Genomic DNA, 14,827 nt, shown 5'->3' with positions numbered 1-14,827 from the left:
TATTAAGGTGGCGAAATTTCATATGCAAAAGGTATAAAAGCTTAAATATTGAGTTTTTCCTCGATTTTCTGTTTGTAGTTTAAATAATGCAGGCTTTGGGGCCGGTCGAACGGCTCGATCCCCAATATTTCGTCCGGCGCATCGATTTCGGTGATATGAAAGGGATAGTCTTCGTGATTTTTTCTAAAACCGAAAATATAATTTTTTAAACTCTGATAGGAAGCGGCATCCGTGAGGTCGAACTTACGTTCGTTGCAATAAACGGCTTGCCCTTTTAACCGATCGACCACAATTCTGACCCGCAAGTCCAATACCGTACTGCCTTGCTTAACTTGGGTCGGATGGCAGGACACCACCCCCGTGGAGTTTTTTTGAATTTCGTAACACTCGATGCCGATACCCTCCGGCAGCTTGGCCTGTAATTGCAGGGTTTTGATAAAGACGCAATAGTGGACCAGAATATGTTGAGGATTGGCGTTGCTGTGTTGGCGTACAAACAAAGCGCCTTTTTCGTCGATGATATACACCGCTACATGCTTGCTGGTGGGGTGATAGAAAATCTGTACCTGATCGGCCCGGTTATGTCGGTATAAAAAGGGAATATAGGTTTGCTCCAAGACAAACTCGTCAAAAATCACCGGCGAAAATTGATTCCGCGGACTGGATAATTCGTGTATCAATTGATTGTGATTTTCCAAAAAGTAAAATCCGAGCACATTATTTTGCAGTTTAAAGCAGCAAAAACCGGCCGCGGCCGGCAGAATATACCGGTTGGCGTCTTGTTGCGGGTGGCCGGCAAAACCGGCCAACAAGCGCTGGAAAATGGTCTCGACCCTTAAGGCAATACTGCGCCCGCGCCCGCGGGTATAACAAATCACCCGCAAGCTTTCGGCCGTTAAAGGCTTGGCGGTTTCGTTAAAAACCTCGGTCAAGCAGGCAAAGATGCCTTCCAATCCGGTGTACTGCCGTAGGGTGACTTCGCCCCAGCTGGACACCGACAATTTATGCATGCCCTGCACAAAACAGTAGCGGCTCTCGCCATAACTTAAAGGATCCGAGCGTTCGCTCATCATAAACTGCTGTTGGTTGCCATCGATAGCCAACAGCTCGCCCAGGTTGATCAGCAATAAGGACGACAACAGCCGGTTGGGCGTTTTATAGACGTCCAGGCCGGTTTCCTTATGGGCTAAATGGGCCGTCAGAAAGGCGAACAACTCCGTTAATAGCCGGCTTAAATCGGTATCGGGAATCTTTTGGGTTTTAGCGTGAAAATGCAGATTAATATCGCGCCTATACAAGCCGTTCATCACCGCCCAGCACAACAATTCCAGCATCGTTTCGCATTGTTTGATGGCTTGTTCGGGCCGGATCGGCTGAGAGGGCAACCTACCGTCAAACAGGCACCAGACAGTTTCGGTGTCCGTTAAGGGCACTTCGGCTATCGCCCACACCTCCGGTTTGTTATAAACCATGGCCCGGGTGGTCAATATTTCAACCTTGCCGGGGCGAAGGTCCAAAAAAGCCCTGAGTTTACGGCTCAATAATTTTAAATCGCCATTTTGATCGGGATGGTCGATAGGGTTGCCGGTGATTTTTAGAATGATCCGCAGGCATTGTTGCAACTGGTCGCGAATTACGCTGTGTTCGCTGTTGGCTTTCTTAATGTCCCAGAATTTACCGTTACCCAAATTTTCCAACAAATCCTCGGGCCAATGCCAGCGGCGGGCAATCATTTCCATAAAGGCGTCATGCAAATAGCGGGCTTTCGTATCCAAAGCCGCAGCGGATGATCCCATGATCTTTATATGGAAACATTCCCGTGCCAGATTGAGCCGCTGCGTGGAACCCGCCTGCCGTAAATAGCCATCGACTTTATTATAAATTTGCAGATAAGGATCCAAAGTATCGACATTGAAATCGCCGCTGTAAATCGCCTGCTTCATCGACACGCATAACCAGTGCGGATCGGGAAATTCGGCGGCATAGCTCTCCATTAGAAACAACTTCAGTAAAGCCTTATGCGGTGAGTTGAGCGACTTATAAATATGCCAAAGCGTGGCGCTGACGAACTCGGCTAACGGCATATCCTGCAAGCCGCCGAAATCCAACACATCCGTTTCGGATATAAAGCGGTTTTCCAGTAAGTGGGCGACATAGCTTGCATACATTTTTTCCTGGTGCGGCGGCACCAACCACCACACCGGCACCCGCCCGGCTATATAAATAGACGTGCGATAAAACTCTTCCAACAACAGATAATGCTGGGTTTCGCCGCTGCTTTCGCTGGAAATCGGGGTGTTTTCGCCTTTTTTAAATTGCTCGCTATTCACCAAGAAAAAGTGGACTTCCAACTTTAGGGATTCCGCCCATTTTTCAACCAGCCGGGCTTTCTGCCTTAACTCTTCCAATTCGGTAATGGACAAGTTGGGTTGATGACACAGCCAGATGTCGATGTCGCTATCCTTGGAAAAGGCCATGCTGCCGACGCTACCCATTAAAAAGATACTCTGTATCGGGTAATTTCTGAGCGCCTTGCGCTTGTACGTAAACCCCTTGGAAAACTGTTTGGCGGTATCGACCGTTTGTTTGCCGGGCAAATAATCCGGAATCCCGGCTGGCGTTTCCAGAGAAACGAAGCCTGGTAACAATGGGTGATTTTGATGAAAAAGCAGCGGTAACAGATGCAAAAATTCGTACTGGCGCGGCTGCAAAAACTCCCGCATCCGCTGCAAGCGGCCTTGATTAAAATACTTAAAACGCTGGGTGACGGCATGCAGATCTTTTTTACTGATCTCTTCGCCCGGCGCGCCTAAATGGATGGGGGGAAAGCGGGAAGTCAAACTTTATCCTGCGAAAAATACGGTGCCGCCAGTATAGGTAATCAAATAGGCTTATGGAAGTTCAACTGTACGAATCTGCCATGTTCGTCATCAAAACAACTGAACCGGGTCAAACAAGCGTGCGGTACGTCGATTTGGAAACCGTGCCGCGGGGGGAAATTCAATAATTGCGAATACAGGGTTCTAACAACCCCGGCATGGGTCACCACCAGCACGGTTTGGCCGGCATGCTTATTTAAAAGTTCATCCCATGCATGCCGGACCCGGGTGGAAAAGTGCGAATAACTTTCGGCGTTCGGCGGGGTAAAATCCAGCGGTTGCCGGTAAAACGACTGCAAGGCGTGCGGACTCATGCGATTGATCTGTTCCGCGCTAAGGCCTTCCCAATCGCCGAAATCCAGTTCCGCCCAAGCCGGCTCGATGGCAATTTCGGTTTTCTGCTCCCGCGCCCAAGCCGAAGCGAAAGCAGCGCATCGGCTAAGCGGGGAACTGACCACAACTTGCCATTGCCGGCCCCGGCATTGTCGGAACATTTGCCGCCAGCCCAATTCGGTTAATGGATCGTCCGTTCTGCCGCGAAAACACGCCTCGCCCCTCACCTCCCCGTGCCTAAGCAAATCGATCGCAGTCTGCTGTAATTTCACCGTCGACATACGGGCGATACCGCTCAAGTGTTCAAGGTATCCATCGGATCGATCATAAACTCCATGGCTTCAACCGCGGCGCCATGCAATAAATTTTTAGAAAACCGGGCCATCAAATCCTCCGTGAAAAAATATTTTATGCAAGAATAGCAATAAAAAGGCTACCTGACGGCGTAGACGGCGATTCGGCCCTTATAAACCCTTAATATGCGAGGTAATTCGATTTTCTCGCGTCCTTCGTAGCTATTTATATCCGATCCAACAAACAGGAGTAAGCCGTCCATGCTTTGGTTAAAAGCATTACATTTGATTTTCATGGTGACTTGGTTTGCCGGTTTATTTTATCTGCCCAGGCTGTTCGTATATCACGCCATGAGCAACGACGAGATTAGCAACGAGCGTTTCAAAGTCATGGAACGCAAACTTTATTACGGCATTATGACACCGGGCATGATTTTAACTCTGCTATTTGGGATATGGATGTTGGCCGATTATGCTTGGTCATTGTATTCGGCGGCGGGCTGGCTGCATGCCAAACTCAGCTTGCTGGTGCTAATGGTGATTTACCACTTGTTCTGCGGCAAGTGGCTGCTGGCATTTAAACATGACAGCAATCAACACAGCCATGTCTATTTTCGCTGGGTGAACGAAGTACCGGTCATTTTTTTAATCGCCATCGTTTGGCTGGCGGTGCTTAAACCCTTTTAAGCACCGTTCCGCGATTGAATGCTAAAGGCGTTTGCCTTGAAACCATAATTCCAACATCATCAATATCCAGATCAATTCGCCATAATAAGCGGCATGGATGCTTTGATGCATTTCCATGGCGTGGTCGAGAAACCGCGGCTGAAAATAATCGCGTTTTTTCAGTGCCTGTATGGCATCGTAAGCCAACTCTTTTAAGGGCTGATGGTCTTTTAGCCAGATACCGAACGGCAAGCCGAAGCCATGCTTGGGTTTGTTGATGATTCGATCGGGCAGGAAATCGGCCATGGCTTGCTTGTAAAACCAGCGCAGCTTTTGGCCTTTTAATTTATCCATTGAGGGAATTCGGCAGGATAAATCCACGATACGCTGATCCAGCAACGGATAATACACCTCGACCCCGGCCATTTCGCACATCCGGTTGACTTTGACCAAGTCGTTGTCGTGCAAGGTGGTTTTCCAATCCAGGTAAAGCATGCGGTTCAGTGTGCTGGCATTTTCCGGGCGCCGATAGCAATCCCTGAGCAGTTGCAAAGGTTCGGCAACATCGATCTGAGCCAGAAATCCGGCCTGAAAAATATCGTTAATATCATGCCGATGCAAATAATTGTAATCCTGTAAACGGTCCGGCATTGGCGTTTTAGCCTGCTCGATATAGCGTTTTGCTTTAAAAGGGATTTTGCTTTCGGCCAATGCTTGGGGCAAACGGTATAAACCTGCTTCCAAAGCCAGTTTTGCAAATCCCGGCAGGCGATGGTAATGGTCAAACAACATCTGTTTGGCATAACGTTCATTCCCTGCAAAAATTTCGTCGCCGCCATCGCCTGCCAGCAATCGAGTCACGCCATTATCTTTGGCTAATTTCGCACAATAATACGCGGCCAATGCGGAAGAGTTGCCGAACGGCTCGTCGTAATAACTCGCTATTAATGGCACGGCGGCAACGGTGTCTTCCGGCGTGACATAATATTCGTGCTGACGGGTATTGAAATGCTTGACGGCTATATTGGCATATTCGATTTCGTTGTAGCCTTCCACGGGAAAACCCATGGAAAAGGTTTTCGCCTGGCCCGGAAACACTTGGGCCAATGCGCCCGCGACACTAGAGCTATCCAGGCCGCCGCTCAAAAACGCGCCGGTGTTTTTTTCGGTTTCCGCCATGGAACCGACCGTATCCACCAGCAATTGCCGCAGTTCTTGGCCGGCCTGATGCAAATTACCGGACATCCGCTCCTGGAATACCGGCTGCCAATAACGTTTCAGACTTATCTCGCCATCCTGATAAATCAGGTATTGCCCACCTTCCAGTTTTTTAACCTGCCGGTAAATCGTATTTGGGCTGGGACAATGATGGAAGTAAACGTAATCGTATATACTTTGTACAGAAATCTCTGTACCGACATCGGGATGGCGGATAACAAAATCGGCACTGGATCCGAACACGATGCCGTCATGAGTCTGGGCATAATAAATGTTGCTTAGCCCGATGGGGTCGCTAGCCAAAATCAGACTTTGCCGCCGCGCATCAATCAAAACCCAGGCCCGCGGATCGGCTTGCTTAGTTACAAAATCTCCCCCTTGCTGCCGATAGGCATTTAAACAATGTTCTAATTGGCCGATTTTTACAAGCGGATTTACGGCCATCAAAAGGCATTGGTCTGCTTGCACGAATGCTTCGGTGTCCGCGGCAAAGCCATAGCCTAAGCCATCCCAAGACGCCAAATTTTCATTCGTTGCCATCCCGTCGCACAATGTCCGCAACTCGTTTATTTGGAGCTTTGCTCCAAGCCAGCCTATATATTTTGTCATTGCTGTAAATTAGATCGATTAACTTCGGAAATCAATGCTAAAAGCCCCTCTGTAGTTTCCTGCCAGGAAAATTTTTCCGCATATTGCCGGGTTTTTTGCCGGTCGGGATAATTATCAAACAAGCACTCGACGGCTTCAATGATACCTTGAACGCTTCGCTCTTTGCATAACACCCCCGCTTCCGGGGCTTGAACGACTTCTGGCGTGCCCCAAATACGCGTGGCGACCACCGGAGTGCCGCAGGCCATCGCTTCAAGCAGCACATTAGCCCACCCTTCCCGGCTGGAAGCCAATACTAAAGCATCGGCAATGTTATATAACTCGGGTAATTGTTGCTGCGGAACCTCGCCAATAAACCGCACCCTCTCTTGCACAGCATGTTGTTTGGCCAATAGCTCCAATTTTTCTCGCCATTCTCCGTCGCCCACGATGAATAGCTCATAATCCGGCAATGACGACATGGCTTCGATCAATAAATGATGGCCCTTTCTTTCTATTAAATAGCCAACGCTAATCAGCAAATGACGCCGCACGTTCCATTTTTGCCTCATTTCATCCCGCATAAAAAAAGGATGGAACAAATTTAAATCCACACCATTTCTATATACGCCAGTGGCAGTTTCATCAAAGCCAATATCCACCATGCGTCGACGTAAAGCTTCACAAACCGCAAGATTAAAGCGTGCAATCTTGCTCGCCCACACTATCATTTTTCTAGGAATGGTAAAGTTGGATATCAGATTTATATCGGTTCCCCTGGCCGTAATCAGCAAGGGAATTTTTAAAAGTTTTGCAACTATCGCAACGGCCACCCCGTCCGGATAATAATAATGGGCGTCAATAATATCAAACTTATGGCCTTTATTATTTAAGTGTAAAATCTCCCAAAAAAGGGTAATCGCAAGAAATATTGGCGTGGCCAGCATGCCAATTTTGGGTACGACTAAATACCGTGGGTGATACACATTGAGTCCATGCCATAGCTCATATCGAGGTACGTCAACTAATTTGGAATACTCTGGAAAAAACCTGGATTTAAACGGCACCCAAGGTACGGGGGCAATTACCTCGATATTAACCCTACCGCTTCGGCTGAGATGCTGCACTCGGGTCTCTACAAACACACCGTGTCTAAATTGAATAGAGTTTGGGTAAAGCGTAGTTACCACAAGACAGTTTATAGGGTTCATTGCTTCGATAACAATTTCAAAAATACACTTTCTACTTTTTTTGCATTTTCATCCCAAAACAGTTTTTTATCATCCATGGTCTTTCTAGCCATATTACCAAGAGCATCTCTTAATTCCTTGGAAGAACATAACCGCTCTAGCTGCATTGAAAATGAAGCTTCGTCCTCTGGATTAAATAAAAGCGCGTTTTCATTGTCCTTTAGAATTTCCAAGATATTTTTTCTATCGGGCGCCAAGATTGCCTTGCCTAAGGCCATATATTCAAAAAGCTTAAGAGGGGAAGCATATTCGACAACATCAGGCTGCAAGGCAATATCAAAAGCATTTACGTAATCAGCAACTTTCTGCCTGTCTACAACCCCCATAAAACTAACCTTATCATTAATACCCAATCTTTCACTCTGCTGCTGCAGCTCCTGCATTGCAGGCCCATCGCCTATTAATAATAAATGCCAGTTTTTATCCGGATTTTCGCTTATTGACAGCAAGACTCTGTCAAGCCTATGCCACGTCCTAACAAATCCAACAAATCCAAGAATTAGCTTGTCCCGTAAACCCAAAACATCCCTGACATTTACTCCAGAGTTGTATGTTGAGAATTTTGTTTGATTAATTCCGTTTGGAACCACCAAACATTGTTCATCATTAACGTTTTCCGCTAATACCATTTGTGCCAACACTTGCGTAACGGGTAATACAAAATCAGCCTGCCGCCACACAAACCTTTCCGACCACTTTGCTAGCAATCTCAATTGAATGCCATGATTTTTTTGTCGCTCAAAAAAAAGCGGCGCATTAATTTCTAAAATCAAAGGCAATTTAAATATTTTTTTTGCCAATATTCCAGAAATAAAAAACAAATTGTAGCGTTCGTAAATACAATCCGGCTTGTGCTTTATAATTGATAAAACAAGCTTAAACAAATCAAAAAAACAATAGCTAAATTCAATAAGCTCATGCATAAAACCCGGCAAAAAACTGCGTAGCGACTGAACCGCTCCGGAACTTTTTCCAAAGTCCTTTTTTGTCAACTGCGCAGGCTCGACAACCACCACCTCATGCCCGATTTTTCGCAATGAATTTATCATTTCTTCTATGTGGACATACTGCCCATCTTTTGAAGCAATGCGGTGATGGTAAAGAATTTTCATATTTTGCAATTACCCTGTTTTTATGGCACTCAAAAAATTTTAAATTACTAGACTCGGCATTAGCCACTTTTTAATATACACGAGCAATAATGTCAGCTAAATTTTAATTAAACGAAATAAAAAACTGCAGATTAAGGCTAAAAATAGGCGCCATACAACATTATCTATTTATAACCTTAAAATCCAAAAAATTTGCCATATACGGATTGATATTTACTAACGACTTTTAACCAACTTCGCTCATTTTTCACATAAAGTCTTGCAGACTTTCGCATCCTATCCCCAAGTCCTTTCTCTTTGATTGCCATTAATACAGTTCGAACCAATGATTCCTTATCGCCAGCCTTAAACAAATACCCTGTTTCTTGATCACGAATATATTCGCGGTGCCCTCCTACATCCGACGCCACTACAACACAACCTATTGCCATTGCTTCCAATGGTTTTAGCGGCGCCGATAATTCTGTAGAGCGCGTAGAAAAACTTGGATAAATTAAAATATCAATTAAATTATAATAGCGTTGAATCCGGTCATGAGGAACCCGCCCGGTCATTAAGACAAAGTCCTGTAAATCAAGCTCCTTGATTTTGTCTTTAAGTTGTTTAACCTGCGGCCCACCACCCACAAGCAACACTCTAACATTGGGTTGATGCCGAATAATGTCAGGCAAAGCATTCAAAAGTAGCGCCAAACCCTCGTAAGCATAAAATGAACCGATAAAACCGAGCACTTGTTTATCGACCAAATTTAACTCTTGCGTAAGCACGGGATCAGGAATCTCACTGCAGGCGAATTTATTTATATCGACTGCATTCGGAATCACAGTAACTTTATCGGCCTTTACCCCTCTACTAATAATATCGTTTCTCAGGCCTTCGCAAAGGGTGGTTACCGCATCGGCCCGTTTGAAGACATAGGTTTCCAATGCCTTGCTGATACGGTAGCGCAGACTGTCTTCTTTCGTGGTACCGTGATTGACTGCTGCATCCTCCCAAAACGCCCTGCATTCGTAGACCAAGGGAATTCGATATTTTTTTGACATCATCAATGCCGCCAAACCATTCAATGCCGGAGAATGCGCATGCAATATATCCGGCTTGATTTCAGGAATTATTTCGTCTAAACGCCTTTCCAAACTCTTAACAATGGCCCATTGATTGACAACAGGAAAATTAGTAAAAATGCCTTCGGGATCAGGGGAACGAAAAAAGTTTAAACCATCAACGGTTTCACACGCCGAACGCCCGCCAACATGCTTTGAAGAAGTAATATGGTATGTTTCCCACCCCAGCTTTCGCTGCTCCTCAAGTATAGCCCGGGTACGAAAGGTATAACCGCTGTGCAAGGGAATGGAATGATCCAGGATATGCAAAACTTTCATATTTAAATATTTTTAAGCTTGATTTGGTTTAGACCCAACCATGACCAACAGCCACACAATTGAATGTTTAATCATAAAAATCAAACGAATACATCAAGGTTACAAATATGTAAAATATTAGTTATTGGCTCATTAAACCGATGTTTTATACGAAAAAAATATAAAATTTTTATTTTTTTCGATTGTTAGCCTTAATTAATCGGCCAACCGCCTTACGTGCTAAATGAGGAAATAACAACTTTACCGGCATTCTTAAATAATGTCCTCTAATATAGATCGCAAAGCGACTCATTGCTGAAATAAAATTATTGTCTAAAGGATGTGAAGATTGTAAAGCCTGTAAATAAATTTTCGGCAAAAGCACTCTGGACAATACATCCAATTTTGCAGCTTTTTTTACATTATCATACACATTCTCTGGGACCTTCATTTCCAACATATCGATCAACATCGACATAGCCAATAAAAGAGGCCAGCTTAGCCCAGTGATATAAGCTCGTTCTGCCAGCAGTGTCCAGAAATTTTGATCCTCCTTCAAAAATTGATTGATTAAGAAATTTAAATCAATCAAATCACGAAGGCCATTTCGTAATTCACTTTCATAAAAAAAATGTATAGCACTGTGAAGCACCATATCCTCATGGGCCAAAACAGCAAAACCTGAAACTCGTGATGGAATAGCATTCTGAAAAAACAGGTCAATATTTGGACTATTCAGAGCGGTCAATGGAAGTATGTTGTGGTGAAGATCCAGTGCACTACCCCGTTGGCAATGAATCATAGGTGGAATTTCATGCATCCATTGCCGATAATAGCGCTGATCATAAGCATCGATATTACCCACACTCCACCCTTTAAGCATCAAAGCGGCTTCGGCTTTCGCAAGGTGTGAACGAGGCACCAATAAATCAACATCTCCGTAAAGCCTGCCTCGAGCCGCATCGAGATCATTTATCGTATAAGCGGCACCTTTGAGCAAAACTTTTGGAATATCGAGCTTACGCAATGCATCGTCCAAATGCCTAATCTCCCATTGAATAGCCTGACGTTGATGCAAGCTCAAAATACGTGCGGCAATTATATGAGGACGAACCTTACTAGGCAAAAAAGCCAACATATTCTGGTCATGAACACTTTCTGCAATTCGACCGATAAGATTACTGGCTCTTGCCAAACGTAAGAGTTTATCCCAGCTGTCTAGCGGTAAATTACGAAGATTGCCTGGAAACTGAATAACGTCAAGCAGCAAAGAAGTATTAAGCGAGCAAACCATTCAAAATCCATTTCTCGTTAGTTGCTCTGATTCCGCCAATTGCTCAAAGGTTAATAATGCATCTTCAAGCCGACTATAAATAAAATCATAACAATCACAATGATCAATCAATCTTGTAACAAGATTGAAACCAGTTTCACCCAAGATACTATAATTAAGTGCGTTTTCAGCCAAATCAATACAGCTTTGTGGCTTGGATCGTAAGGTTAGAGAAGGCTCCGCATCTGCAACATATTTTGGAAAAACCACCCAACGCGGAAACGCTCTTTCCCGCATCTTCATCACACTATCGATGGGTGGTGCTAGATGAGTAACGCGCCCTTTCAGAGTATCAAAAACTTCAGGCGACCATTCCGCATCAGTTACGAATCTACGAATGATATCAATTGACTCATTTTTGAGATTGATTGGACGAGCACAAGCCTGAGCTTCCATGTTTTCTATATCCAGTAGGGTTAATTCATCAGAAAACAATCGCCAACCATTGAATGCAAGCGCTGCACATAAAGTACTTTTACCTGAGCCGGGCGGGGCGGGCAAAATAAGCACTTGCCCATTTCGCTCTAAGGAAGCGGCGTGAATGGTAAACCAGAAATGACAGGATGCTGCGACCATCCAGTTAATGCCCCATTCAAATAACGCTGGGGCTTGGTCTTTAGGTAAAGGCTCAAACGGCCTTTCGCCATCAACTAGGAATTCGGCTTGTGGACGATACCAACGCCGCAAATTTGCCGGCGCCTTAACTTCAACATAGAAGTCGGCAAAGTCAGGTGATATTTGAAATGGATGATGTTTATAAAGTGTATAGATAGATTTTGCCACCGATGGCATTATAGAACGGCATCGAATCACCAAAGAGCCAACTTCCAATGCCAACTTGCCTTCCTTAAGAAATCTTGAAAAATCAACAAAAGAAAGTTGCGCAACGCTCCCTCTAATAACTGTCACGAGAAATTAATTTGTGAATATATTAAGTCTAGTCAATTGTTGCAAAGACTGCTCAATGTCAACTTCTGCCATATCGGGTATTCGCCTAGCTAGCAAATCAAGTGTCTCCCTGTTTATATTCGCTTCACATTCAGGTAAGTTTAGAATGCATAGAAATACGGCCATCGTTTCTGCGTCCAAATAATGGGTATATCCAGAGCGTCTATCAAATACAACACTGCCATCCAACCATGACCGATGAGCAAAAAAACTGCTACGGAGCCCCTCGGCAGAATGAATCATAAGAATGACGACTATGGCGAAATGAAATTTTCAACCAAATAATTCTTAATATCTTCGCCATTCCATGACTCCCCCGCTACCACTTCATAGCTACCATCACTAGCATATTCCGCCCATATATCCCTCACTCCTTGTTCAGTTAATGCTTGGTCACTTACCAAGCCTGCAAGCACATTTAAATAGGCCCCAACAATGTGAAAGGCAACCATCTGAGGGTCACCAGTTCCACCCAAATTAAGCACTTGTATCAGCGTCTTACTACTACCATTACTGTTTTTGTAGGTGTTGCCTACATATGAACCCGTTGCAAATAATGGATGAAATGGCGTATATTTGGAAACGGGCCAATCAGTAGCGTTCTTCCAATAGCCCGGAGACTTGCCGTTACAAAGACCATTTTTGTCATTCTGTGAGAGGCTAGTGTTCCTAGACAAAGAGCGAGACGGTGTAAAACAAACACCGCCGCCCCCACCGCCACCAAGCGCCGGCCTACTTGCTAAAGTCAATATTACAGGAGCGACAGCACCTGCTTTAGCAAACGAACGCCTTGACTTATCAACCATTTGTTCGCTAGTTTGACTTTCGTCCGATTGGACGATTTGTTTATTATCTATCTTCATCTCGAATCGCCTTAAAGAAATATGAACTTGCTGCACTCTAGCAAATCAGTTATCGCCTGTCCATTACCCAGTTGGCCAATGTCAATAAAACTTACAGGTTGTTTCGCAGGAACGCCTCAAACATCAGCAGCGACCAAATAGGCGCACTGTAATCGCGTAATCCGGCCTGATGCTGAGTAACAATATATTGCAAAAAAGATGGGTTAAACCAGCCAGTTTGTATCAGCGTATCACCTAACAAGGCGTCTTGCACCCGTTGTTTTAGCGGCCCTCTAAACCAGCTTGCCAAAGGTACCGCAAAGCCCATTTTGGGGCGATAAAGAATATCGTCGGGCAAATAGTTCTCCAACGATTTTTTAAATACATATTTACCCTCCCGTCCATGCAATTTAAGCCCGGGCGGTAAGGTGGCCATCCATTCCACTAATTTGTGATCCAACAACGGTACTCTCACTTCCAGAGCATGCGCCATACTGGCTCTATCGACTTTCGTCAGAATATCGCCGGGCAGATAAGTTTTTAAATCCAGATACTGCACCATCGAAAGCGCATCGCTCGGCGCTTGTTCTTTGTAGCGACGAAAGACCTCAATGGCCTGATAGCCTTGCAACTGGCTTTTTAGCCGATCGCTAAACAATTGCTCGCGCATCTCATCGGACATAATCGACACGCTGTGAAAATAGCCTGCCATGGAATCTCGCCCGATGGATTCCAATGTCGATTTGGCGCGCAAAAACTTGGGCGCCCAATCCAGCTTAGGGTAAATGCCTCCTAAAATTGAGAATAACGGCACTCGCAATGCATCCGGTAACAAGCTACGCATTCCGTCTTCGTAAGTATGCCAACGATGCCGGCGGTAACCGGCCAGGTTTTCGTCACCGCCATCACCGGATAAGGCCACGGTCACTTGTTTTTTGGCCAGTTCGCAAACCCGATAAGTCGGCAGCGCGGAACTGTCCGCGTAGGGTTCATCGTATAAACCGGATAATTTATCGATCAAGCTAAAATCGGCTGGATCGACCTGCTCCACCCGATGCGCGGTGCGATAACGTTCCGCCACTTGGGCGGCAAATTGCGATTCGTTGAATTTAGGGTCGCCGAAGGAAATCGAACAGGTATTGACCGGATCGGCCGACAAACCCGCCATCATCGCCACCACCGCACTCGAATCCACGCCGCCGGATAAAAACGCACCCAGCGGCACATCGGCCACCATGCGGATGTTAACCGCTTCCCGCAAGCGCTCGATCAATTCCTCGCCGGCTTCAGCCACATCCCGGTTTTGCCCCGGCTCAAACTTTACATCCCAATATTGTCTGGGCTTCCATTGCTGCAGACCTTTTTTAATGGTTAAGCAGTGACCCGGCTCCAACTTATAAACCCCCTGATAAATGGTTTTCGGGTCGGGGATGTAACCGAAGCCGAAATAATCCTCAATCGCTGTCGAATCGATTGTTTTAGGCAACAGCGGGTGCAATCTTAATGCCTTGAGTTCGGAACTGAAAATAAACTGGTTATTCGGCAACTGCGCATAAAATAGCGGTTTGATGCCCAAACGGTCGCGCGCCAGAAACAGAACTTGTTGCGCTCTATCCCAAATCGCAAACGCGAACATGCCGCGCAAACGCTCGACGCACGCCTCCCCCCAGGCTTGCCAGGCATATAAAATGACTTCGGTATCGCAATGGGTTCTAAAGCTATAGCCCAAGGCCTCCAACTCTTGCCGCAAGTCCGGAAAGTTATACACCTCGCCGTTGTAGGTCAGCACCACATTGCCATCCTGGCTATGCATGGGCTGCTGGCCGCTGGACAAATCGATAATTGACAGGCGGCGATGCCCGAATCCCAAACCGGGCTCGGTATGCAAACCACCCTCGTCAGGTCCCCTGTGGAATTGCGATTCATTCATTCGCGACAGCAAATCCCGATCGATTTCGGATTTTTCATGAATGTCAAAAATACCCACTATGCCGCACATATTAG

12 protein-coding genes are annotated in these 14,827 nt (G+C 45.6%); 1 reads left to right on the top strand and 11 read right to left on the bottom strand.

Annotation, left to right across the window (positions count from 1 at the left end):
• Positions 1 to 41: 41 nt before the first annotated feature.
• Both NP596_RS01895 and NP596_RS01890 read right to left on the bottom strand, forming a co-directional pair.
• Positions 42 to 2,840: a class I adenylate cyclase domain-containing protein gene (locus NP596_RS01895; protein WP_256613511.1), complete on the bottom strand. Its 2,799-nt coding sequence runs from the start codon at positions 2,838 to 2,840 to the stop codon at positions 42 to 44.
• Between the two features lie 41 nt (positions 2,841 to 2,881).
• Positions 2,882 to 3,493 carry a histidine phosphatase family protein gene (locus NP596_RS01890; protein ID WP_256613510.1) on the bottom strand — a complete coding sequence of 204 codons (612 nt, stop codon included), beginning with the start codon at positions 3,491 to 3,493 and terminating at the stop codon, positions 2,882 to 2,884.
• Positions 3,494 to 3,766: 273 nt separating this feature from the next.
• On the opposite strand from NP596_RS01890, the gene hemJ reads away from it, so the two are divergent.
• Positions 3,767 to 4,192, top strand: a complete 426-nt coding sequence (gene hemJ / locus NP596_RS01885) for a protoporphyrinogen oxidase HemJ (protein ID WP_256613509.1) — start codon at positions 3,767 to 3,769, stop codon at positions 4,190 to 4,192.
• 21 nt (positions 4,193 to 4,213) lie between these two features.
• On the opposite strand, the gene NP596_RS01880 is transcribed toward hemJ, so the two are convergent.
• The 9 genes from NP596_RS01880 to NP596_RS01845 form a co-directional block, all read right to left on the bottom strand.
• Positions 4,214 to 5,929, bottom strand: coding sequence for an asparagine synthetase B family protein (locus NP596_RS01880; protein WP_256613508.1), 1,716 nt, complete (start codon positions 5,927 to 5,929; stop codon positions 4,214 to 4,216).
• A gap of 65 nt (positions 5,930 to 5,994) precedes the next feature.
• The gene (locus NP596_RS01875; protein WP_256613507.1) at positions 5,995 to 7,104 is read right to left on the bottom strand and encodes a glycosyltransferase family 4 protein; all 1,110 of its coding nucleotides are present in this window, start codon (positions 7,102 to 7,104) and stop codon (positions 5,995 to 5,997) included.
• Between the two features lie 80 nt (positions 7,105 to 7,184).
• Complete coding sequence (locus NP596_RS01870; RefSeq protein WP_256613506.1) at positions 7,185 to 8,339, bottom strand: glycosyltransferase family 4 protein; 1,155 nt, start codon at positions 8,337 to 8,339, stop codon at positions 7,185 to 7,187.
• A 176-nt stretch (positions 8,340 to 8,515) separates the two neighbouring features.
• The gene (locus tag NP596_RS01865; RefSeq protein WP_256613505.1) at positions 8,516 to 9,721 is read right to left on the bottom strand and encodes a TIGR04063 family PEP-CTERM/XrtA system glycosyltransferase; all 1,206 of its coding nucleotides are present in this window, start codon (positions 9,719 to 9,721) and stop codon (positions 8,516 to 8,518) included.
• Between the two features lie 169 nt (positions 9,722 to 9,890).
• A complete protein-coding gene (locus NP596_RS01860; protein ID WP_256613504.1) occupies positions 9,891 to 10,994 on the bottom strand; it encodes a nucleotidyltransferase domain-containing protein in 1,104 nt (367 codons plus the stop codon).
• Positions 10,995 to 11,942, bottom strand: coding sequence for an HprK-related kinase A (locus NP596_RS01855; protein ID WP_256613503.1), 948 nt, complete (start codon positions 11,940 to 11,942; stop codon positions 10,995 to 10,997). It lies immediately after the preceding gene.
• 6 nt (positions 11,943 to 11,948) lie between these two features.
• The gene (locus NP596_RS21965; protein ID WP_371927881.1) at positions 11,949 to 12,224 is read right to left on the bottom strand and encodes an HPr-rel-A system PqqD family peptide chaperone; all 276 of its coding nucleotides are present in this window, start codon (positions 12,222 to 12,224) and stop codon (positions 11,949 to 11,951) included.
• An 11-nt stretch (positions 12,225 to 12,235) separates the two neighbouring features.
• Positions 12,236 to 12,844 carry a hypothetical protein gene (locus tag NP596_RS01850; RefSeq protein ID WP_256613502.1) on the bottom strand — a complete coding sequence of 203 codons (609 nt, stop codon included), beginning with the start codon at positions 12,842 to 12,844 and terminating at the stop codon, positions 12,236 to 12,238.
• Positions 12,845 to 12,935: 91 nt separating this feature from the next.
• A complete protein-coding gene (locus NP596_RS01845; RefSeq protein ID WP_256613501.1) occupies positions 12,936 to 14,822 on the bottom strand; it encodes an XrtA/PEP-CTERM system amidotransferase in 1,887 nt (628 codons plus the stop codon).
• Between the last annotated feature and the right edge of the window lie 5 nt (positions 14,823 to 14,827).

The organism is Methylomonas rivi (genome assembly GCF_024505165.1).
Taxonomy (GTDB): Bacteria; Pseudomonadota; Gammaproteobacteria; order Methylococcales; family Methylomonadaceae; genus Methylomonas; species Methylomonas rivi.
This window is presented reverse-complemented; position numbering and strand designations above follow the sequence as displayed.

Coding starts and splice junctions, on each gene's coding strand:
- NP596_RS01890 (WP_256613510.1), bottom strand. CDS start 3,493: ATGTCGACGGTGAAATTACAGCAGACTGCGATCGATTTGCTTAGGCAC.
- hemJ (WP_256613509.1), top strand. CDS start 3,767: ATGCTTTGGTTAAAAGCATTACATTTGATTTTCATGGTGACTTGGTTT.
- NP596_RS01880 (WP_256613508.1), bottom strand. CDS start 5,929: ATGGCAACGAATGAAAATTTGGCGTCTTGGGATGGCTTAGGCTATGGC.
- NP596_RS01870 (WP_256613506.1), bottom strand. CDS start 8,339: ATGAAAATTCTTTACCATCACCGCATTGCTTCAAAAGATGGGCAGTAT.
- NP596_RS01865 (WP_256613505.1), bottom strand. CDS start 9,721: ATGAAAGTTTTGCATATCCTGGATCATTCCATTCCCTTGCACAGCGGT.
- NP596_RS01860 (WP_256613504.1), bottom strand. CDS start 10,994: ATGGTTTGCTCGCTTAATACTTCTTTGCTGCTTGACGTTATTCAGTTT.
- NP596_RS21965 (WP_371927881.1), bottom strand. CDS start 12,224: ATGATTCATTCTGCCGAGGGGCTCCGTAGCAGTTTTTTTGCTCATCGG.
- NP596_RS01850 (WP_256613502.1), bottom strand. CDS start 12,844: ATGAAGATAGATAATAAACAAATCGTCCAATCGGACGAAAGTCAAACT.
- NP596_RS01845 (WP_256613501.1), bottom strand. CDS start 14,822: ATGTGCGGCATAGTGGGTATTTTTGACATTCATGAAAAATCCGAAATC.